Source organism: Nocardia sp. NPDC051990 (genome assembly GCF_040680755.1).
Taxonomy (GTDB): domain Bacteria; phylum Actinomycetota; class Actinomycetes; order Mycobacteriales; family Mycobacteriaceae; genus Nocardia.
In genome coordinates this window covers 256,778-275,022 of sequence record NZ_JBFAXH010000007.1, presented here as the reverse complement: position 1 = coordinate 275,022, position 18,245 = coordinate 256,778, and the positions used below count along the sequence as shown (strand labels likewise).

The 18,245-nt window shown below is 66.3% G+C and carries 21 protein-coding genes; 9 read left to right on the top strand and 12 right to left on the bottom strand.

What is annotated here, in order from left to right:
- The first annotated feature begins 4 nt into the window (after positions 1-4).
- Entirely contained in the window at positions 5-394 is a 390-nt protein-coding gene (locus tag AB0L63_RS16655; RefSeq protein ID WP_364501088.1) for a DUF2784 domain-containing protein, read from the top strand.
- Here AB0L63_RS16655 and AB0L63_RS16650 read toward each other — a convergent pair.
- Both AB0L63_RS16650 and AB0L63_RS16645 read right to left on the bottom strand, forming a co-directional pair.
- Entirely contained in the window at positions 334-1,107 is a 774-nt protein-coding gene (locus tag AB0L63_RS16650) for an alpha/beta fold hydrolase (protein WP_364500899.1), read from the bottom strand. The genes AB0L63_RS16655 and AB0L63_RS16650 overlap by 61 nt on opposite strands.
- A 47-nt stretch (positions 1,108-1,154) precedes the next feature.
- Positions 1,155-2,060 carry a dienelactone hydrolase family protein gene (locus AB0L63_RS16645; protein ID WP_364500896.1) on the bottom strand — a complete coding sequence of 302 codons (906 nt, stop codon included), beginning with the start codon at positions 2,058-2,060 and terminating at the stop codon, positions 1,155-1,157.
- Between the two features lie 44 nt (positions 2,061-2,104).
- Between AB0L63_RS16645 and AB0L63_RS16640 the strand changes: the two genes are divergently transcribed.
- Positions 2,105-3,451: a CoA transferase gene (locus tag AB0L63_RS16640; RefSeq protein ID WP_364500893.1), complete on the top strand. Its 1,347-nt coding sequence runs from the start codon at positions 2,105-2,107 to the stop codon at positions 3,449-3,451.
- Positions 3,452-3,484: 33 nt separating this feature from the next.
- Here AB0L63_RS16640 and AB0L63_RS16635 read toward each other — a convergent pair whose 3' ends face one another.
- A complete protein-coding gene (locus tag AB0L63_RS16635) occupies positions 3,485-4,057 on the bottom strand; it encodes a TetR/AcrR family transcriptional regulator (RefSeq protein WP_364500890.1) in 573 nt (190 codons plus the stop codon).
- Positions 4,058-4,159: 102 nt separating this feature from the next.
- Here AB0L63_RS16635 and AB0L63_RS16630 point away from each other — a divergent pair, with 102 nt between their 5' ends.
- From AB0L63_RS16630 to AB0L63_RS16620, 3 genes are read left to right on the top strand one after another with little or no spacing between them, the layout of a single operon-like run.
- The gene (locus AB0L63_RS16630) at positions 4,160-5,365 is read left to right on the top strand and encodes an FAD-dependent monooxygenase (protein WP_364500888.1); all 1,206 of its coding nucleotides are present in this window, start codon (positions 4,160-4,162) and stop codon (positions 5,363-5,365) included.
- Positions 5,366-5,413: 48 nt separating this feature from the next.
- Complete coding sequence (locus AB0L63_RS16625) at positions 5,414-6,442, top strand: nucleoside hydrolase (protein WP_364501086.1); 1,029 nt, start codon at positions 5,414-5,416, stop codon at positions 6,440-6,442.
- A complete protein-coding gene (locus tag AB0L63_RS16620; protein WP_364500885.1) occupies positions 6,439-7,326 on the top strand; it encodes an amidohydrolase family protein in 888 nt (295 codons plus the stop codon). Before AB0L63_RS16625 ends, AB0L63_RS16620 begins: the two co-directional genes overlap by 4 nt.
- A 3-nt stretch (positions 7,327-7,329) precedes the next feature.
- Here AB0L63_RS16620 and AB0L63_RS16615 read toward each other — a convergent pair whose 3' ends face one another.
- Genes AB0L63_RS16615 through AB0L63_RS16600 form a run of 4 tightly spaced genes read right to left on the bottom strand, consistent with a single transcriptional unit; the run spans position 7,330 to position 12,692 of the window.
- The gene (locus tag AB0L63_RS16615; RefSeq protein ID WP_364500883.1) at positions 7,330-7,521 is read right to left on the bottom strand and encodes a hypothetical protein; all 192 of its coding nucleotides are present in this window, start codon (positions 7,519-7,521) and stop codon (positions 7,330-7,332) included.
- A gap of 19 nt (positions 7,522-7,540) precedes the next feature.
- Positions 7,541-8,551, bottom strand: coding sequence for a methylmalonyl Co-A mutase-associated GTPase MeaB (gene meaB, locus AB0L63_RS16610; protein ID WP_364500880.1), 1,011 nt, complete (start codon positions 8,549-8,551; stop codon positions 7,541-7,543).
- Complete coding sequence (gene scpA / locus AB0L63_RS16605; RefSeq protein WP_364500877.1) at positions 8,548-10,848, bottom strand: methylmalonyl-CoA mutase; 2,301 nt, start codon at positions 10,846-10,848, stop codon at positions 8,548-8,550. The genes meaB and scpA overlap by 4 nt, the downstream gene beginning before the upstream one ends.
- Entirely contained in the window at positions 10,848-12,692 is a 1,845-nt protein-coding gene (locus AB0L63_RS16600; protein ID WP_364500874.1) for a methylmalonyl-CoA mutase family protein, read from the bottom strand. The genes scpA and AB0L63_RS16600 overlap by 1 nt, the downstream gene beginning before the upstream one ends.
- Before the next feature lie 174 nt (positions 12,693-12,866).
- On the opposite strand from AB0L63_RS16600, the gene AB0L63_RS16595 reads away from it, so the two are divergent.
- Positions 12,867-13,511, top strand: coding sequence for a TVP38/TMEM64 family protein (locus AB0L63_RS16595; RefSeq protein WP_364500871.1), 645 nt, complete (start codon positions 12,867-12,869; stop codon positions 13,509-13,511).
- A 283-nt stretch (positions 13,512-13,794) separates the two neighbouring features.
- Here the strand turns inward: AB0L63_RS16595 and AB0L63_RS16590 are convergent, their stop codons facing one another.
- The 3 genes from AB0L63_RS16590 to AB0L63_RS16580 form a co-directional block, all read right to left on the bottom strand.
- Positions 13,795-14,697, bottom strand: a complete 903-nt coding sequence (locus AB0L63_RS16590) for a trypsin-like peptidase domain-containing protein (protein ID WP_364501084.1) — start codon at positions 14,695-14,697, stop codon at positions 13,795-13,797.
- Between the two features lie 223 nt (positions 14,698-14,920).
- Positions 14,921-15,286 carry a nuclear transport factor 2 family protein gene (locus tag AB0L63_RS16585; RefSeq protein ID WP_364500868.1) on the bottom strand — a complete coding sequence of 122 codons (366 nt, stop codon included), beginning with the start codon at positions 15,284-15,286 and terminating at the stop codon, positions 14,921-14,923.
- 111 nt (positions 15,287-15,397) lie between these two features.
- Positions 15,398-15,790, bottom strand: a complete 393-nt coding sequence (locus AB0L63_RS16580) for a hypothetical protein (protein WP_364500865.1) — start codon at positions 15,788-15,790, stop codon at positions 15,398-15,400.
- A 164-nt stretch (positions 15,791-15,954) separates the two neighbouring features.
- On the opposite strand from AB0L63_RS16580, the gene AB0L63_RS16575 reads away from it, so the two are divergent.
- Genes AB0L63_RS16575 through AB0L63_RS16565 form a run of 3 tightly spaced genes read left to right on the top strand, consistent with a single transcriptional unit; the run spans position 15,955 to position 17,658 of the window.
- Positions 15,955-16,272: a hypothetical protein gene (locus tag AB0L63_RS16575; RefSeq protein WP_364500862.1), complete on the top strand. Its 318-nt coding sequence runs from the start codon at positions 15,955-15,957 to the stop codon at positions 16,270-16,272.
- A 4-nt stretch (positions 16,273-16,276) separates the two neighbouring features.
- Complete coding sequence (locus tag AB0L63_RS16570; RefSeq protein WP_364500859.1) at positions 16,277-16,822, top strand: DUF6879 family protein; 546 nt, start codon at positions 16,277-16,279, stop codon at positions 16,820-16,822.
- Positions 16,819-17,658, top strand: a complete 840-nt coding sequence (locus AB0L63_RS16565; RefSeq protein ID WP_364500856.1) for a helix-turn-helix transcriptional regulator — start codon at positions 16,819-16,821, stop codon at positions 17,656-17,658. The genes AB0L63_RS16570 and AB0L63_RS16565 overlap by 4 nt, the downstream gene beginning before the upstream one ends.
- Here AB0L63_RS16565 and AB0L63_RS16560 read toward each other — a convergent pair whose 3' ends face one another.
- Both AB0L63_RS16560 and AB0L63_RS16555 read right to left on the bottom strand, forming a co-directional pair.
- A complete protein-coding gene (locus tag AB0L63_RS16560; protein ID WP_364500853.1) occupies positions 17,659-17,829 on the bottom strand; it encodes a hypothetical protein in 171 nt (56 codons plus the stop codon).
- Positions 17,830-17,841: 12 nt separating this feature from the next.
- Positions 17,842-18,120, bottom strand: a complete 279-nt coding sequence (locus AB0L63_RS16555; RefSeq protein ID WP_364500851.1) for a hypothetical protein — start codon at positions 18,118-18,120, stop codon at positions 17,842-17,844.
- Positions 18,121-18,245: the final 125 nt, after the last annotated feature.

Sequence of the window (18,245 nt, the reverse complement as noted above, 5' to 3'; positions counted from 1 at the left end):
GCATATGGTGTATCGGCTGCTGGCCGATGCCACCGCCGTGGTGCATTTCGCATTCGTGGCGTATGTGGTGGTCGGCGGGTTCGTGGCGTGGCGGTGGCCACGCACCATCTGGCTGCATCTGCTCGCGTTCGGCTGGGGTTTCAGCACGGCGCTGTTCGGATTCGATTGTCCGCTCACATATTTGGAGAATTGGGCACGGCATCGGGCCGGAGTGGCCGGGCTGCCGCCGAGCGGGTTCATCGACCACTACCTGACCGGGGTGATCTACCCGGAGAGCGCGCTGGGGTTGGTGCGCGTGCTGGTCGCGGTGTGTGTGGTGGTGTCGTGGGTGGGCTATGTGTGGAGGGTGCGGGCGATGAGGTCGGCGACCTCGGAGACCTTGTCATCCAGGTAGAAGTGACCGCCAGGAAAGACCATGTGGTCGAAGGCGCCGGTGGTGTGCTCGCGCCACTGCTCGGCCTGCTCCGGTGTCATCGTCGGATCATCGGTGCTGACCAATGCCGATACCGCGCAGGACAACAGGGCACCGTCACGATAGCGGTAGGTCTCGATGGTCTGGTAGTCGCTGCGCACCGCAGGCAGCACCAGTTCGGCGAGACTCGGCTCGTCGCGCAGAATCCGGATGGACCCAGGATCGGTTGCCAGGCGCTCCAGGTCACCGATCAGATCGTCGTCGGAGCCGAGATGCAGGCGACCCGGCTCGACGAAAGTCGGCGCGGGACGGCCGGATACGAACAGCGCGACGAGCGGTTGCCCCTTGCTCTCCAGGCGGCGCGCGGTTTCGAAGGCCACGGTCGCACCCATGCTGTGGCCGAACAGGGAAAGTTGTTCCACCGGGCCCTGATTCAGTACCTCGTCTACGATCCGATCGACGAGGGCGTCCATATCGCCGATGGTGGGCTCACCGAGCCGATCCTGCCGACCCGGATACTGGACGGCCGCGACGGCGATGCCGTTCTCGAACCGTTCGGCCAGTGCCCGATAGGCCGTGACCGATCCCCCACCCGGCGGGAAACACAGCAGTTGATGGCTCGGCGCGGGATGTGCGCGCAACACCCGCAACCAGTCCGTCGCCGTAATGGCCTTGCCCACGTCGATCTCCTTCATTGTCGAAAGTTCCACCGACCTGATATCGCGACGGGAACAGCCGCGTTTCACCCGAGATAGGTTCCGTACCAATCCAGGACCCGCTGCCACGCCTCAGCCGCCGCGGTCGGGTTGTAGCGAGGTCCGGTGTCGTTGAAGAAGGCGTGGTTCGCATTCGGTGCGACGTAGATTTCATGGGTGAGGCCCGCCCGGTCCAGTGCCGCCTCGGCAGTGGGGCGCGAGGCGATCACCCGCTCGTCCTTGGCGGCGTAGATCCCGAGTACCGCCGCGTTGGAACCGGACAGATCTCCGTTCGCCGGGAATGGGCCGTAGAACGGTGTCGCCGCAGCGAGTTTCGGCGTGCCCGCGGCCAACAGCATCCAGACCAGACCGCCGCCGAAGCAGAATCCGGTGGCGCCGATCTTCTTTCCGGGCACCCGCCGTTCCAACTCGGCAATCCCGGCCTGCAGATCGGCGATGAACTGTTGCGGCGCGATCTTGCCGAGTTCGGCGGTGGCCGCCGCCGGATCGGTGAAGGCGGCGGTACCGCCGAGTTCGGACAATAGATCAACGGCGAGTGCGGAGTATCCGGCACCCGCGAAACGTCCTGTCACCGAACGGATATGGTCGGTGAGCCCCTTGTTCTCATGAATGACGAGCACGCTGCCACGCGGCTGCGGCGCAGCCGCCCACGCGGCTTGTAGCTGGCGATTGTCCGGTCCGGGAAAGGTGATCGCGGTGGCCGGGACCGCGCCGCTGGTACCCGGCGGGGGCGATGACGCCGCGGGCTTCGCACCCGTCGACGCGGAATTCGCCTGGTCGCCGCTACTGGAGCAAGCGGCGAGCAGTGCGACCGCGGCGGTAGCGCCGACCCCGAGCATTCCTAGTCGGCGCAGTGCTTCCCGGCGGCCGATCAATCCGTCGGCATGGTCGGTGGCTACCTCTTCGGCGATATAACGCTGCAGCGGCGTCATGGCCCCGACCCTACTACTGCGGCACAACAACTACTCTCGATCTCGTGATTGTGCACGAACAGCTGGTCCGCGACTATGAGGCCGGAATCGGTGTGCCAGCCTCCGGCACCGTCCCCGACGCCGATCCGGGCAGCTGTTTGGCTGCGACGCTGCCGGTTTGGGCACTGGCCGCCGGATCGGTGGCCGCGGTGACGGCGGCGGCGAACCGAATCCGCGACGCACACCACCTGAATCCGGTGCTGCACCGGCTGGATCCGGACCGGATCAATGCCGCCTTCGCCAGCGAACGCCTGCTGCGCATCGGCGGTGCGCCCGCCAAGGTATTCGCCGATCTATCCGGCTTCTTTCCCACCTTCGACGGCTGGGTCCGCACCCACGCCAACTATCCGCACCATCGCGCGCGGTTACTCGCCTCGCTCGGACTACCCGAGGACGCCCCCGTCGATCTGGCGGTCGCGCAGGTGGCGATGAGCCGGGCCAGCGATATCGAGGAACATGCGGCCGCACACGGCGCCATCGCGGTCCAGGTGCGTACCGAGCAGGAGTGGGCGGCGAGCCCGCAGGGCCAGGCCGCCGCATCGGGTCCACTGGTGGCGATCGACACCCGGATCGACCGGGGCGAGCTCGGCCTGCCGATCGGCGCATCGCCCTTGCAGCCGTTGCGCGGGGTCCGGGTACTCGATCTGACCCGTGTGATCGCCGGACCCGTCGCGACCAGAACTCTGGCACTGCTCGGCGCCGATGTGCTGCGGATCGACCCGCCGCACCTACCCGAGATCCCCTGGCAGTACCACGACACCTGCCAGGGCAAGCGTTCCACACTGCTCGATCTGCATCGGCACCTGCCGCTGGTCAACGAACTGCTCGCCGCCGCCGATGTGCTGATCACCGGATATCGACCTGGCGCGCTGGAAAGCGCCAGACTCACCGCCGCCTGCCGTCCCGGCCTCGTACACGGTCGGATATCGGCATGGGGCGAATCCGGCCCGTGGGGTCGGCGGCGTGGTTTCGACAGCATCGTGCAGGCCGCGGCGGGTATTTCGATCGTCGAGGGCGCACCCGCGGTGCCGGGGACACTGCCCACACAGGCACTCGACCACGCCTCCGGCTATCTGCTCGCCGCTGGGGTGATCGACGCACTCGTGGCGCGCGCCCATGACGGTATCGGCCGCGATGTCAGAGTCGCATTGGCGCGCACCGCATCCTGGCTCCTCACCGCGCCCGGCCGGACCCCGCGTCATCCGCAGGCCGCGCCGCCGAGTCCGATGGCGGCGGTCACCCACGGCAATGTCACCACCGCCGCGCCAGTGCTCGCCGAATATCCGGATTATGCGTGGCCCGCACCGCGGTATGGCGCGGACCAGCCGGTGTGGCCGTTGCACACCCGATAGCACTGGCACTGTTCGGCGGCGGGCAGCGACCGATCAGGACTCGCCAGCCAGGGCCGCGATCGCCTTGGCCATTCGCGCGCCGTCGGGCAGGTTCCTGCCGCGGGTGATCGTCCACAGGATGCCGAGGCCCTGGGTAAGCATGAAGTACAGCTCGCCGATCGCCAGGGCGGTGTCCGCGTCCAGGTCCGGACGGGATTCCTGTATCGCTCGAGCGATTTCCTCGTAGGCACCGGTGAGGCTTTCGCTCATGAATGTCTGCGATTCCGGCGTCCGCGCGACGCGGACCAGATTCTCCAGACTGGCCAGCATGCAGTCGAGGTTGTCCTCGAAGACCTGCGGCATCGCGTTCCACATCTGCGTGAATGCCTCGAGCGGCGGCTGACCGCTGCCCGCGCGGACCAACGCCTCCATGCGGTCGCCGATATCCGTGCCCAGCGCGGTGGCGAGTGCCTCGGTGATCAGCTGATCCTTGGAGCCGAAATGGTAGCCGATCGCGGCCAGGCTGACACCCGCGGCCGCCGCGATATCACGCGCGGTCGTCTTCGCCACGCCACGTTCGATGATGGCCTTACGTGCTCCCGCCAATAGATCTTCTCGGTTTCCCATGACCCCAGCTTACACATGGCTCAGACATTTGTACTAGACATTCGTGCCAACCTCGTGTTAGACATACGTCTGGCACATTCGTTCGAGAGACTGGACCCGGTCATGACCGTCAACTCCCTCCACATCCTGATCAGCGGCGGCGGTATCGCGGGCAACGCGCTCGCGCTGCAATTGCTGCGGGCGGGCGTCCGAACCACCATTGTCGAGCGCGCCCCCAAGCCGCGCCCCGGCGGTCAGGCCGTGGACCTGCGCGGGCCGAGCCGCGAGATCGCCGAGCGGATGGGCCTCATGCCGGGCGTCCGCAAGTACCAGCTCGACGAGCGCGGCATGGCATACGTCGACGAAAACGGCCGCGAGTTCGCCCGGATGCCCGCCGAGATGTTCGACGGCAAGGGCCCGGTGGCCGAGATCGAAATCACCCGAGGCGATTTGAATCGGGTGCTGCTCGACGAACTGGCCGATACGACCGGCGAACTCGATTACCGCTACGGCGAATGGATCACGGCGCTGCGCCAGGACGACACCGGTGTCGAGGTCGACTTCGCGTCCGGGCATACCCAGCGATTCGATCTGGTCGTCGGCGCGGACGGGGTGCACTCAGCAACCCGGCAGCTGGCCTTCGGACCGGAGGAGCAGTTCGTCACCTATCTCGGCGGCTACATGTCGTTCTTCACCATCCCGACGCCCCCCGGAACCGAGCCGGGCTGGTTCAAGATGCATATGGTGCCCAGCGCGGCGGTCGGGATTCGACCGGATGCCGATCCGGCCACCGCGAAGGCGATCATCACCATGCGCACCGAGGCCGATCCGGCGCTGCGCCGCGACGTCGCCGCGCAGCAACGACTCATCCGCGACATGCTGGCCGAGGCCGGATGGGCCACCCCGGCCGTGCTCGACGCGATGACCACGACCCCGGACTTCTATTTCGACATGCTGGCGCGCGTCGACATGTCATCACTGTCGACCGGCCGGGTCACGCTGCTGGGCGACTCCGGCTTCTGCGGCTCCCCGATGACCGGTATGGGCACCGCCATGGCCATCGTCGGCGCCTATGTTCTGGCCGGTGAAATCGCCGCCGCCCCGGCTGATCTCGCGACGGCGCTGACCCGCTACGAGCAGATCGTCAGACCGTTCCTGGACAAGGCCAAGGAGCTGCCCGGTGGCGGCATCAAGATGATGTTGCCCACCTCGCGCCTCGGCACGCGGATGGCACGCGTGAGCATGAAAGTGATGACCTCGCGGGTGCTGCGCCCGGTGATGCTGCGGATGATGTCGAATACCGACGATTACGTGCTGCCCACCTACTGAGCCGCCAGGTCCGCTCGCTACGCTCGACTGGTGTGGCAGAAGATCATCATGGACGTCGATACCGGAATCGATGATTCGCTCGCGCTGCTCTACCTACTCGCCTCCCCAAACGTCGAGATCGTCGGGATCGCCGCCACCGCGGGCAATGTGCCCGCGCCACAGGTGGCGGCGAACAACCTCGCCTGGCTGGAGGTGTGCCGGGCACCTGAGATCGAGGTCGCGCTGGGTGCCGCGGAACCGCTCGCGATCCCGCTGCGCACCACCGAGGACACGCATGGGCCGCAGGGTGTCGGTTATGCGGAGCTGCCGCGATCCACTCGGCCGATCTCAGCCCGGTCCGCGGCCGAGATGTGGGTCGATCTGGTGCGTGCGGCTCCCGGCGAGATCATCGGACTCTGCACGGGACCGCTGACGAATCTGGCGCTCGCACTTCGAATCGAACCACGGCTGCCACTGCTGCTGCGGCGGCTGGTGATCATGGGCGGAGCCTTCAACCATCCCGGCAACACCACGCCGACCAATGAATGGAACGTGCACGTGGATCCGGAGGCGGCCAAGGAGGTCTTCGACGCCTTCTCCGCCGCCCCCGCCGATCGGCGGCCGATCGTGTGCGCGCTCGATACCACCGAGACCATCGAGATGCGGCCCAAGCATGTGGCGCAGCTCGCCGAACGCGCGGGCAGTCTGCCCATAGAGCTGGTTTCGGAGACCGACCCGCCGGAGGCCAGGTCGGCGACGAGCAATCCGATCGTGCGGTATTTCACCGATGCGGTTCGGTTCTACTTCGACTTCCACAAGCACCACAACCAGGGCTATCTCGCGCATATGCATGATCCGTTCGCGGCAGCCGTCGCACTGGATCCGGCACTCGCGATTACTCGACCGGCCACCGTCGATGTCGAACTCGTCGGCGCCATCACCCGCGCCACCACAGTGGCGGACTGGGCGGGCATGTGGGGTCGAGAACCCAATGCCGACATCGTGGTCGGCACCGATCCGGAGGTGTTCTTCGAGCGATTGATCACCAGGGTCAGTGACTTCGCCCGGTCGGTCTATCCGCAGGAGGCTGCTCGATGATCGGCGACGCCGACGACAATACCTATCTCGCCGACTTCCGCACCCGGCTCGAACTGCCCGGAATCATCGACGTCCATACACATTTCATGCCGGAGCAGGTGATGGCCAAGGTGTGGGCATACTTCGATTCGGCCGGTCCGCTGGTCGGCCGGGAGTGGCCGATCGCCTACCGCGACGATGCACAGGTCCGGTTGAAGACCTTGCGCGACTTCGGTGTTCGCGCGTTCACCTCGCTGGTGTATCCACACAAGCCGGATATGGCGGCGTGGCTCAACGAATGGACCGCCGACTTCGCCGAGCGCACCCCGGATTGCCTGCATACCGCCACGTTCTATCCCGAACACCACGCCGCGAGTTATGTGGAGGCGGCCATCGAGCGCGGCGCCCGGGTGTTCAAGGTGCATGTGCAGGTCGGTGACTTCCATCCCGGTGATCCGCTGCTGAATCCGGTGTGGGGCATGATCGAGGACGCCGGGATACCGGTGCTGATCCACTGCGGCTCTGGACCCGCGCCGGGCGAGTACACCGGCCCGGAGCCGATTGTCGCTCTGCTGCAACGCTATCCGCGCCTACACCTGATCATCGCGCATATGGGTACGCCCGAGTATTCCGAATTCCTTGATCTGGCAGAGGAATACCCGAACGTGTACCTGGACACGACGATGGTGTGGACCGATTTCACCGAGGCTTCGGCACCCTATCCGACCGCCGAGCACGGCAGGCTGCGCTCCATGAGCGACCGCATTTTGTTCGGTAGCGACTTTCCGAATATTCCGTACTCTTACGGACATTCGATCCGCGCGCTGGAACGCTTGGAACTGGGCGACTCCTGGCTGCGGCAGGTCTGCTACCGAAATGCCGAACGGCTCTTCCGGATCGGGTAGGGCTCAGGCCGATGCGACGGTGAACCTGGTTCGCTGGTGCACCGGCCGCTCGGCCTCGTCGAGCAGGGCCACCGCGAAATCCGCCAGGGAAATCGCCGAGACGCCGTCGGCATCGGTGAGCAGTTTGTCCGCGCCGGGCCGGTAAGCGCCGGTTCGCCGACCCGCCACCCCGGCTGGTCGCCGAGCCGCAGCCACCGATGGATTATCGCCACCTCTAACTGTCGAAGGCGTCGAGAATCTGCTCGGCGGCCAGCGCCGCAGTCAATGTACCGTCGCGCACCTGCTTCTCCACTTGTGCGCGAATGACATTGACGTTCGGGTTCTCCGCGAGGCGCCGCAGCAACTGATCGTGCACCATGGTCCAGGTCCAGTCGACCTGTTGGCGGCGCCGCTTTTCGGCGAATTCCCCGGCCTCGGTGAGCACCCGGCGGTGTTCGAGAACGGTGCCCCAGAACTTGTCCAGCCCATGGCCTTCCAGGCCGCTCATGGTCAGCACCGGCGGACGCCAGAGCGCATCGTGCGGATGGATGAGGCGCATTGCCCCGGCCAATTCGCGGGCCGCGGCCTTGGCTTCGATCTCGTGTTTGCCGTCGGCCTTGTTCACCGCGACCAGGTCGGCGAGTTCCAGGACACCTTTCTTGATGCCCTGCAATTGATCTCCGGTACGGGCCAGGGTCAGAAAACAGAACACGTCGACCATATTCGCGACCGTCACCTCGGACTGGCCGACGCCGACGGTCTCCACCAGGATTACGTCGTAGCCCGCGGCCTCGAGCAGCACGATGGTCTCGCGGGTGGCCTTGGCGACGCCGCCCAGGGTGCCCGCAGTGGGCGAGGGACGGATATAGGCGTTGCGCTCCAACGACAGTCGCGCCATGCGGGTCTTGTCACCGAGGATGGAGCCGCCGGTGCGGGTGGAGGACGGGTCGACGGCCAGCACCGCCACCCGATGCCCCTCGCCGATCAGCTCCATGCCGAGCGCATCGATGAATGTCGACTTGCCGACGCCGGGCACACCGGTTATACCGACCCGATTCGAGGCGACCGTATCGGTCGGCGGTGTCAGTTGCAGCAGCAGTTGCTGTGCCAGCTCTCGATGGTCGGCCCTGGTCGACTCGACCAGTGTGATCGCCCGCGCCACAGCGGCCCGATCCCCCGAGCGGACCGCCTGCGCGAGTGCGTCGACATCAATGGCGCGCTGACGCCCGCCCGATGCTGAAATCATTGGCCGCTGCCGCCACCGATCTCATGACCGAGTTCGCCGGCCAGCTTCTGCAGCAGATCGATGGCCGCGTCGGCGATCACGGTGCCGGGCGGGAAGATCGCCGCCGCGCCCGCCGCGTACAACTCCTCGAAGTCGCCGGGCGGAATGACGCCGCCGACGATGACCATGATGTCGGGTCGCCCGACATCGGCCAGTGCCTGCCGCAGGGCGGGCACCAGCGTGAGGTGGCCGGCCGCCAGCGAGGACACACCGACGACGTGCACATCGTTATCGGCCGCCTGCTGCGCCACCTCTTCCGGGGTCTGGAACAGCGGGCCCACATCGACGTCGAAGCCGAGATCGGCAAAGGCCGTGGCGATCACTTTCTGACCTCGGTCGTGCCCGTCCTGGCCCATCTTGGCGACCAGGATGCGCGGGCGCCGCCCCTCCGCCTCGGCGAATTCCTCGACGAGTTCGCTCGCCTTGCTGATATTGGTCACCTTCCCGGCCTCGTCGCGGTACACACCGGAGAGCGTACGGATCTCGGCCTGGTGCCGGCCGTACACCTTTTCCAGTGCGTCGGAGATCTCACCGACGGTGGCCTTGGCGCGCGCCGCATCGATGGCCAGCGCGAGCAGGTTGTTCTCCATGCCGCCATCCGAAGAGGCTGCCGCACGGGTCAATTCGGCGAGTGCCCGCTGCACTTCGACCGAATCACGTTCGGCCCGAAGCCGGTTCAGCTTCTCGATCTGCTCGGCACGCACCCGGGAGTTCTCGACCTTGAGGACCTCGACCTGCTGATCCTCTTCGACCTGGTACTTGTTCACGCCGATCACCGGCTGCTGGCCGGTATCGATGCGGGCCTGTGTGCGGGCGGCGGCCTCCTCGATGCGCAGCTTCGGGATGCCCTCACCGATCGCCTGCGCCATACCGCCATGTGCTTCCACCTCGGCGATATGCGCGCGAGCGCGGTTGGCGAGCTGGTGGGTCAGCCATTCCACGTAATACGAACCGCCCCAGGGGTCGATCGGCCGCGTGGTGTTGGACTCCTGCTGGATCAGCAGCTGGGTATTGCGGGCGATCCGCGCGGAGAAGTCCGTCGGCAGGGCCAACGCCTCGTCGAGGGCGTTGGTGTGCAGCGACTGGGTGTGGCCCTGGGTCGCGGCCATCGCCTCGATGCAGGTGCGCGCCACATTGTTGTAGGCGTCCTGTGCGGTCAGCGACCAACCCGAGGTCTGCGAATGCGTCCGCAGCGACAGCGATTTCGCGCTCTTGGGTTCGAACTTCGCTACCAACTCGCTCCAGAGCAGCCGTCCCGCACGGAGTTTGGCGACCTCCATGAAGAAGTTCATGCCGATGGCCCAGAAGAACGACAGGCGCGGCGCGAACTTGTCGACCTCCATGCCCGCGGCGATGCCCGCGCGGATGTACTCGACACCGTCGGCGAGGGTGTAGGCCAGTTCCAGATCGGCCGTTGCTCCGGCCTCCTGGATGTGGTAGCCGGAGATGGAGATGGAATTGAACTTCGGCATCTTCGCGCTGGTGTAGGCGAAGATATCGGAGATAATCCGCATCGAGGGCTTGGGCGGGTAGATGTAGGTGTTGCGGACCATGAACTCCTTCAGAATGTCGTTCTGAATGGTTCCGGCCAGCTGTTCCGGTGCCACGCCCTGTTCCTCGGCCGCGACCACATACAGCGCGAGGATCGGTAGCACCGCGCCGTTCATGGTCATCGAGACCGAGACCTGATCCAGCGGGATGTGATCGAAAAGCTGACGCATGTCGAGGATGGAATCGATCGCGACACCGGCCATTCCGACATCACCCTGGACCCGCGGGTGATCGGAGTCGTAGCCACGGTGCGTGGCCAGGTCGAAGGCGACCGACAGCCCCTTCTGACCCGCCTGCAGATTGCGGCGGTAGAAGGCATTCGAATCGGCGGCGGTAGAGAAGCCCGCGTACTGGCGAATGGTCCACGGCTGGTTCACATACATCGTCGGGTACGGACCGCGCAGGAACGGCGCGATACCCGGCACGCTGTCGAGCGGATACCCCTCGGCCGCAATGGCATCGCGGTCGGCCTTGGTGAAAACCGGTGGCACGTCGATACCTTCGGGTGTCGACCACACCAATTGGTCCGGGGTGTAGTTGTGCGCCTCGGCGGCGGCACGCACGAACGCGTCGACCTGCGCCGAGTCGACGTCGGCGGGTTCGGCCGGACATTCGGACAGCGGCACATCGGCGAAACTGCCGATCCGGTGCTCGATGCCGCCGGCCTCGTCGATTTCGTCCGGCTTGTCGATATGACTCAATGTCATCAGGCTCCCACCTTCTCCAGCAGGTCGGACAGTGCGGCCACCGCATCGATGCGGGCCGCGAGATAACCGTCGGGGCGTTGCGCGGCGCTCAGTTCGGCGACGGCTTTTTCCGCACCGGCCAGCAGCACCGTGTCGATTCCGGCGGCCCGCAACTGCTCGACCGCCGGACCTGCCTGCTCGGCATAACGCTTGTCCGAACCGCACAATACGGCGATCGTGGCACCGGATTCCGTTGCCGCCGTGCCGATTCCGGTCACCTCCAGCGGACCGGGGTTTATCGACTCGATACCGCCCGAGGCCAACAGGTTCGCGATGAAGGTGACCCGCACATTGTGTTCGGCCACGGTGCCCAGCGGCACCAGCAGCGCACGCGGTCGCACTCCCTTGGCCGCGAGGTAGGCGTCCGCGCGATTGCGCAGTGCCTCGAATGCGGCGCCGTAGCGAGCCACCTGCCCGGGCTGCCGTGCGGCCTCGGACAGCGACTGTTCGGCCAGGTTCGGGAATTCGTTGACTCCGGTGACTGCCGTCTTGCGGTGTGCCACATCGGCATCCCGGGCCGATCGGGTGGCGGCGATCCGCTCGGCGAGCAGGCCGGAGTCCAGCGCGGCCAGGTAGCCGCCCGCGGCCTCGAGCTCCTGCATGAACTCCCATGCCTTGGCGGCGAGTGCTGCGGTGAGATCCTCGACGTACCACGAACCGGCCCCCGGATCCTGCACATGACCGAGATGCGACTCCTCGAGCAGCAGCAGCTGGGTATTGCGAGCCATACGGTCCGCAAACGACTTCGAGACGCCGAGTTCACCGGGCGGCAACGCCGAATCGAAGGGCAGCACCGTAACCGTATCCGCGCCACCGACTCCCGCGCCGAACGCCGCGAGGGTGGTGCGTAGCATATTCACCCACGGATCGCGCTGGGTCATCATCGCCGCGGAGGTCACCGCATGCTGCGGCGCGCCACCGAATGCGGGTGCACCGCACACATGCGCGATGCGGGCCCAGAGCTGCCGGGCCGCACGGAATTTCGCGATGGTGGCGAACTGGTCGTCGGTCGCGGCGAAGCGGAACTCCAACTGTTCGAAGGCATCCGCGATGTCCTGGCCCTCGGCGAGCGCGCGCAGGTAGGCCAGGCCGGCGGCTATTGCCGCACCGAGTTCCTGGGCGTCCGAGGCGCCCGCATCGTGAAAGACGGTGCCGTCCACCGTGATAGCGCGTACGGTCTCCGGACGCTGCACCGCCTGACCGGCCAGGGCGATCGCCTCCGCCAGTTCGATATCGGCGGCTCCAGCGAAGCGACTGGTGAGCGGGGCCGCGCCCAATGCGACTCGAATTTCGGTCCGGTCCGCCACCTGGTAACCGTCCAGCACCGCGAAGACCTGTTCCGTCGCCGCGGAAACCGCTTCGCCCGCGGCGAGTGTCAGCGGCGCCAGTTCGAACAGCAGACCGGACAGCGCCGCGGGCAGTTCGGCCACCGGCACACCGCGCTCGCCGACGCCGAGCCAGAGTGCGCTGATCCCGTTGTCCAGCGCGGCCAGAATCTCGCGATTCGCCGCGGCGCCATCGGCCGCGTGGATGAATGCGCTGACATACCAGCCGCGATGCACATCTCTGGTGGCGTCCCGGCCACGGACGAACGGATATTCGCCCGGCAGCGGCAGTTCAGGCCGCTCATCCCTGCGGGTGTACAGCGGGGCGATGGTCAGACCGTCATAGGTCCGCTCCTCGAGCAGCTTTTCTGGCTCCTCCGGAAGTTCGGCGACGTCGACCCTGCGGGCCTTCGCCAGTACCCCCGCCACGCCCTTGCGCCATGCGGCGTAATCGGGCACCGGCTCTGAAGCAATCGGCATAGCTGCTGTTCCTCTTCTCCTCGACGCACACCTCGTGTGGCCCAAAACCATTGCATTCGCCCAGCTCAGCAAGCACATCGGTTAACGGGCATTCGTCGGCGTTCCCTTCGATGCTAGCGGCCGCTTCCCGGTCGGTTGACCGTGGCCGCCACTACCAACGGGTAACCTGGCGCGGTGCTCAGGCTCATCCGTGACCCACGCGTTGTCGCCCTGCTCGTCGGTGGCGCGGCGCTGTTCCTCGCGGCCATGCTGGTCCCGCTGCCGACACCACGGCAGATCCAGGACTGGGCAACCTCGGTCGGTCCGATCTTCCCGCTGTTGTTCTTCGTGGTCCATGCACTGGTTACGGTGGCCCCGATCCCACGGACCGTGCTGACGGTGAGCGCGGGCGTCCTCTTCGGACCAGCGCTCGGCATCGTTCTCGCCGCCTCCGCAACCACGGTCAGCGCCGCCCTGGCTATTCTGCTCGTCCGCGCGCTGGACCGCGATCGAGTCGCCGCCCACCTCACCCACCCGGCAGTGCGCTCCATCGATGAACGCCTCGAACGCCGCGGCTGGCTCGCGGTCGGCTCACTGCGCCTGATCGCCTTCGCCCCCTTCTCGGTGATCAATTACTGCTGCGCCCTCTCCTCGATCCGCTTCTGGCCCTACTTGATCGCCACCGTCATCGGCATCCTCCCCGGCACCATCGGCACCGTCATCCTCGGCAATGCCCTCACCGGAGGTACCCATCCCGGCATGCTCATAGTCTCCGGGGTGCTCATCGCCATCGGAATCATCGGACTGATCGTCGACGCGCGCTGGGCGCAAACCCAGTGACCGGGATCGCGGGCCCGCCGCCCCCGGTCACCGTGACCGACCGACTACCGCGCGCGTGCGTCGCCCGAGGCGGTATGTGCACGTCTGCATCGAGCCGATTTGCGGTTGCCGGCGGGTGGCTACCCTGGAACAGCAACGTCCGCTCGAAGGGAGGCGACGAACGATGGTGGTACACGCAGTCGAACCGGGGCCGAATGGCAATAACCACGACAACTGGAATCAAGACCCCGGCGAGGATCTGGCCGACGACGTCATCCGACCGTGGGGTCGATGACTTCCCGACCTAATCCACGGTCAACTCGATCGGCACCGCGAACACATCGACCATCGCACCATTGCGCAATACCGTCACCGGCATCGAGACCCCGATGGCGTCACCGAAGAGTTGCCGTTGGATGCCTTGGGCGTCGGCCACCTCCGAGCGGGCAACGCTGAGTACCAGGTCGCCGCGGCGCAGCCCCGCGTGATCGGCGGGGCCGCCGCGGACGACTTCGATAATGCGGACACCGGCGTGTTGGCCGGTGCGGGCGGCGACGGATGTGGGCAGTGGGGCCGGAACGCCGACCAGGCCGAGGTAGGCGCGGCGCACACGGCCGTCTTTCAGCAGGGTGCTGATGATGCGGCGAGTGGTGGCATTGATCGGGATGGCGAGGCCGAGTCCGACGCCCGCGACCGCGGTATTGACACCGACCACTCGGCCCGATGAATCCGCGAGCGCGCCACCGGAATTGCCCGGATTCAGGGCGGCATCGGTTTGGATCACATCTTCGATCACGCGACCGGCACGGCGGGAGTTGACCGGTACCGCGCGCCCCAGCGCACTGACCACACCCGCGGTGACGGAGCCCGCCAAGCCCAGTGGGCTCCCTACCGCCACCACCAATTGGCCGACCACCAGCTTGTCGGCATCGCCGAGCACCACCGCGCCCGGTGCACCGGCGCGGGCCCGCAGCACCGCGAGATCGGAGAGCGGATCGACGCCGACGACGTCGATCCGCGACTCCACACCGTCCGCGAACACCACATCGCCGCTGCTCGCCGCACCGATCACATGCGCGTTGGTCAGCAGAAATCCGTCATCGGTGAAGACCACCGCGGATCCGCTCCCCCGCCGGGTTCGCACGCTCGCCACATGCGGGGTGACCGACGCCGCGACCGCGATGACCGACCGCGAATACGCGTCCATCGCCGATTCATCGAGATCGTGTTGCCGTCTGGCGTCCTCCGGATCCGACAACGGAACCGACTCGTCGTCCACGCTGACCACCATCCTGCTCATCGGGCGCGCACTCCATATCGAGGCCGCCCTCTCCAGGATCCTCCGCCGACCCGCCCGGTGCAGCGTGTTCGCCACAGGCGCAACCGGATTCATCCGACGTTTACCCGCGCCTGTCAGGCCCCGGGATCGGTTATGCTCCCGGCACGCGATCCAGGAAGCCGTACACACCGATGATCCGGCCGTCCTCGGCGAGGGTGATCACATCCGTCCCGGCGACCGGCGCACTCCCGTCGGCCGACACCAGCTCCCAGGAGAACCGGGCGGTGTTGTGGTGTCCGTCTACCACGCCGAGCTGCCGGAATTCGAAGCCGGGAAACTGCTGGTGCACGCCTCCGATGGCGGCGCTCAATTGTTCGTGCCCGGCGACATCGGTCAGCGGATCGGTGTAGAAACCGTCCTCGCGCCAGGCGGCGGCCACCGCCTTGGCGCGCACCTCGTCATCGGTGGCATTCCATGCCGTAAAGTAGCGCACCACCGCGTCCTCGTACTGATGCATAGCGAATCATCCTCTGCTGGAAGGTATTTCGGCCCCCGCCGGGAAGCTCCGGCGGGATACCTCAACCTTGCCCGCTGCCGATCACGGAGTCGATTACGCGCGAGGTAAGAATCAGCGCGCGAACCAGCGCGGCCACTGATGACCGCGCTCCCACACCGTGTCCCCGGCGACCACGACCAGGTCGCAGATCTCGGTGAGCACGCGCCGCGACGCCCAGATGTGCTCCCTACTCGGCACGATGACCGCATGTGCACCGCAGCGCGCGATGGCCGCGAGTAGCCGCGCGACCGGATCGCCCTGCGGCCCCACCGTCATCGGGACCAGGCCGTAGCCCCTCCGAGCCGCGCAGGTGCGAGTGGCCCGCACATCGTGATCCACCATCGATCCCGAAATATCCCACCGCACGAATCCGATCGCCCACGGTTTGGTCACCACCCCGTTGCACAGTGACCCCGTTTCGCTTCCCAACCGCCCGACAACCTCCCATGGTTCCGACCCGCTCATGTCACCCAACCTGTCTGCCAGCGCCTACCCAGAACGGTAGAAATACGGCCCGGCGCGCCACCATGGTTTTGCGGGGATTTGCGGAAGTTGTTGACCCTTATGGCGATGACCGGCGACGATTATGCGCAGCCAGCGCAATACCCACGCGAGACGAGGCCACTGTCATGCGTATACAACTGCTCGGCGGACCGACCAACAACACCGGCTCGCCCCGGCTCTGGATCGATGAGGATCGACATCTCTATCTCGTGCAGGGCTACCGGGTGGCCCATGACGCGAACCGCGTCGAAATACCGCATATACTGCTCGGCTGGCTGCAGCCCGGCACGTACATCGGCGTCCCGCTGCTCGATTCCGGGCATGGCTCCTTCACCCTCGCCGGACAGCCGATCACCGATCCGGATGCGTTGGCGCACATGCGGATTCCTGATCATGAAACCGCGATCGCAGTCCCGGTCGGACACAGCCCGTGGGAATGGTAATGCAATGCTCTTCTTCAGCATCGAGGAAACCAACGATCTCATTCGCGAGACCCGCAGCGATGCTTTCCATCTCGAGGTGTCCGATGATCACTCCCAGGTTGCCGACGAGACCGAACCGATGCGCCGCGTGCTCGCGGGCCTACCGCCGTTCGAGGAGAGTTCCTATCCGCCGTCGTGGCGTGCCTGGGAGGAGCTCACCAGCGAGGTCGCCGGTCGCGGCGTGCCGATCCGACGTGTTCGGGTGGTCTCAGAGCCGCTCACCGACTACGTTCGATTCCTGCGCGCACTCACCGATCGCAATCAGCGTTATGGCGAGGATATCCGCTGGCTACCAAGGCATCTCGCCGATCCAGCGGAATACACCGACGACGAATGGTGGCTGCTCGACGAGACGGTCGCGTTTACGATCTTCACCAAGACCGGCGATCTGGCGGGGGCCGCGGTAACCACCGACCCCGTGCTGGTCGCACGCTGCACGACAGTACGAGATACGCTGTGGAACAAAGCAATTCCGCACCACGACTATATGCCCGGCGGGCGGAGTGCATGACCGGTGTCGAGCAGTCCCGGCAAGCCTTCGGGGCACGCTTACGCGAACTGCGCAAGGCCGCACATCTGACCGGCGTGCAGCTCGCCGCCGATGCGGGCTGGCATTCGGCCAAGGTGTCGCGCATCGAACACGGTAAACAAACGCCGAGCGATAGCGATCTGGCCGAGTGGTGCCGCCTGTGCAGCGCCGAACTGCTGCTGCCGGATCTACGTGCGGCACTGGCGAATATCGAGGCGCTCTGGCAGGAGTGGCGGCGCATCGCCGCGACCGGACATGCCCAGCAGCAGCGCCGCCGTATCGAGTCGGAGGCGCGCGCCACCACCATCCGCAATTACGAGAACGCGGTCGTGCCCGGCTTGTTGCAGACCGAACCCTATGCCAGGGCCGTACTCGAGACCTGCATCGACTTCGTGGGCGGTATCGACGATATCGACCACGCGGTGGCGGCTCGGATCGCGCGCCAACGAATTCTGCACCACGGCACCCATCGGATCTGCATCCTGCTGGCCGAACAGGTGCTCTACACCACGGTCGGCGACAACGAGGTGATGGCCGGTCAGCTCGAGCGCCTCATCGATATGATGCCGCTGCCCCGACTCGGGATCGGGATCATTCCGCGGACTGCGGATTTCCTCTACACCACAACATGTTTCGTATTGCTCGACAAACGCATCGCCGAGGTCGAAACGATTTCGGCGGGTCTCACCATCAGTCAGCCGCGGGAACTCGCCTACTACGAGAAGACCTGGGCGGCACTGCACCGGCAGGCGCGGTACGGCGAAGCCGCCCGAGCCATGATCATCGATGCGCTGAAACTACGGTTGACACAGCGGTAGTTACAGTGCCGCAAGGAATTTCGCGGCATCCGCGTAATCGTCCTCCCAGGCGGGGCCGGTCGGCGCGAGAATGACACGTTCGACACCGGCGTCCCGATGCGCGGCGAGCAGTCCGACGGCGGCCGAATGCTCGGCGGGCAGCGCCGGTGCCACCACAGTCACCGCGGGCACAGATCGATCGAATTATGCTGCCAGTGACCGCAATTCATTGAAATCGACGGCCAACTGGTCGAGGTCCGCTGCGGGGTTATCCAGCCATCGGCGTATTCGGCCGCCCGCCGCCGTCCGAGTCCCATTGCCCGCCACCACGACCGGCGGCATCGCGGATCCGGGTGCCAGCGCCACGTCGACGTCGTTGACCGTGGCGGTCGCACCGGTGACGAGAGCGGGCAGCACCCGCAGTGCCTCGTCGGTGTGCCGACCGCGCACAATCACCGAACAGATCTTCGGCACGACCGTCACCGCGACGGGCTTCTACATCCGCAATCCGCACGACCTGGGTGACTGCGCGGTGGCCGCCGCGGACAATGGCACCATCGTCTGGCGCGTGCAAAACCAATCCCACACGAGAACACCCGACCCCTGCG

Coding starts and splice junctions, on each gene's coding strand:
- AB0L63_RS16650 (WP_364500899.1), bottom strand. CDS start 1,107: ATGAAGGAGATCGACGTGGGCAAGGCCATTACGGCGACGGACTGGTTG.
- scpA (WP_364500877.1), bottom strand. CDS start 10,848: ATGACATTGAGTCATATCGACAAGCCGGACGAAATCGACGAGGCCGGC.
- AB0L63_RS16635 (WP_364500890.1), bottom strand. CDS start 4,057: ATGGGAAACCGAGAAGATCTATTGGCGGGAGCACGTAAGGCCATCATC.
- AB0L63_RS16590 (WP_364501084.1), bottom strand. CDS start 14,697: ATGGACGCGTATTCGCGGTCGGTCATCGCGGTCGCGGCGTCGGTCACC.
- AB0L63_RS16655 (WP_364501088.1), top strand. CDS start 5: ATGGTGTATCGGCTGCTGGCCGATGCCACCGCCGTGGTGCATTTCGCA.
- meaB (WP_364500880.1), bottom strand. CDS start 8,551: ATGATTTCAGCATCGGGCGGGCGTCAGCGCGCCATTGATGTCGACGCA.
- AB0L63_RS16565 (WP_364500856.1), top strand. CDS start 16,819: ATGACCGGTGTCGAGCAGTCCCGGCAAGCCTTCGGGGCACGCTTACGC.
- AB0L63_RS16630 (WP_364500888.1), top strand. CDS start 4,160: ATGACCGTCAACTCCCTCCACATCCTGATCAGCGGCGGCGGTATCGCG.
- AB0L63_RS16625 (WP_364501086.1), top strand. CDS start 5,414: ATGGACGTCGATACCGGAATCGATGATTCGCTCGCGCTGCTCTACCTA.
- AB0L63_RS16575 (WP_364500862.1), top strand. CDS start 15,955: ATGCGTATACAACTGCTCGGCGGACCGACCAACAACACCGGCTCGCCC.
- AB0L63_RS16570 (WP_364500859.1), top strand. CDS start 16,277: ATGCTCTTCTTCAGCATCGAGGAAACCAACGATCTCATTCGCGAGACC.
- AB0L63_RS16600 (WP_364500874.1), bottom strand. CDS start 12,692: ATGCCGATTGCTTCAGAGCCGGTGCCCGATTACGCCGCATGGCGCAAG.
- AB0L63_RS16580 (WP_364500865.1), bottom strand. CDS start 15,790: ATGAGCGGGTCGGAACCATGGGAGGTTGTCGGGCGGTTGGGAAGCGAA.
- AB0L63_RS16620 (WP_364500885.1), top strand. CDS start 6,439: ATGATCGGCGACGCCGACGACAATACCTATCTCGCCGACTTCCGCACC.
- AB0L63_RS16645 (WP_364500896.1), bottom strand. CDS start 2,060: ATGACGCCGCTGCAGCGTTATATCGCCGAAGAGGTAGCCACCGACCAT.
- AB0L63_RS16585 (WP_364500868.1), bottom strand. CDS start 15,286: ATGCATCAGTACGAGGACGCGGTGGTGCGCTACTTTACGGCATGGAAT.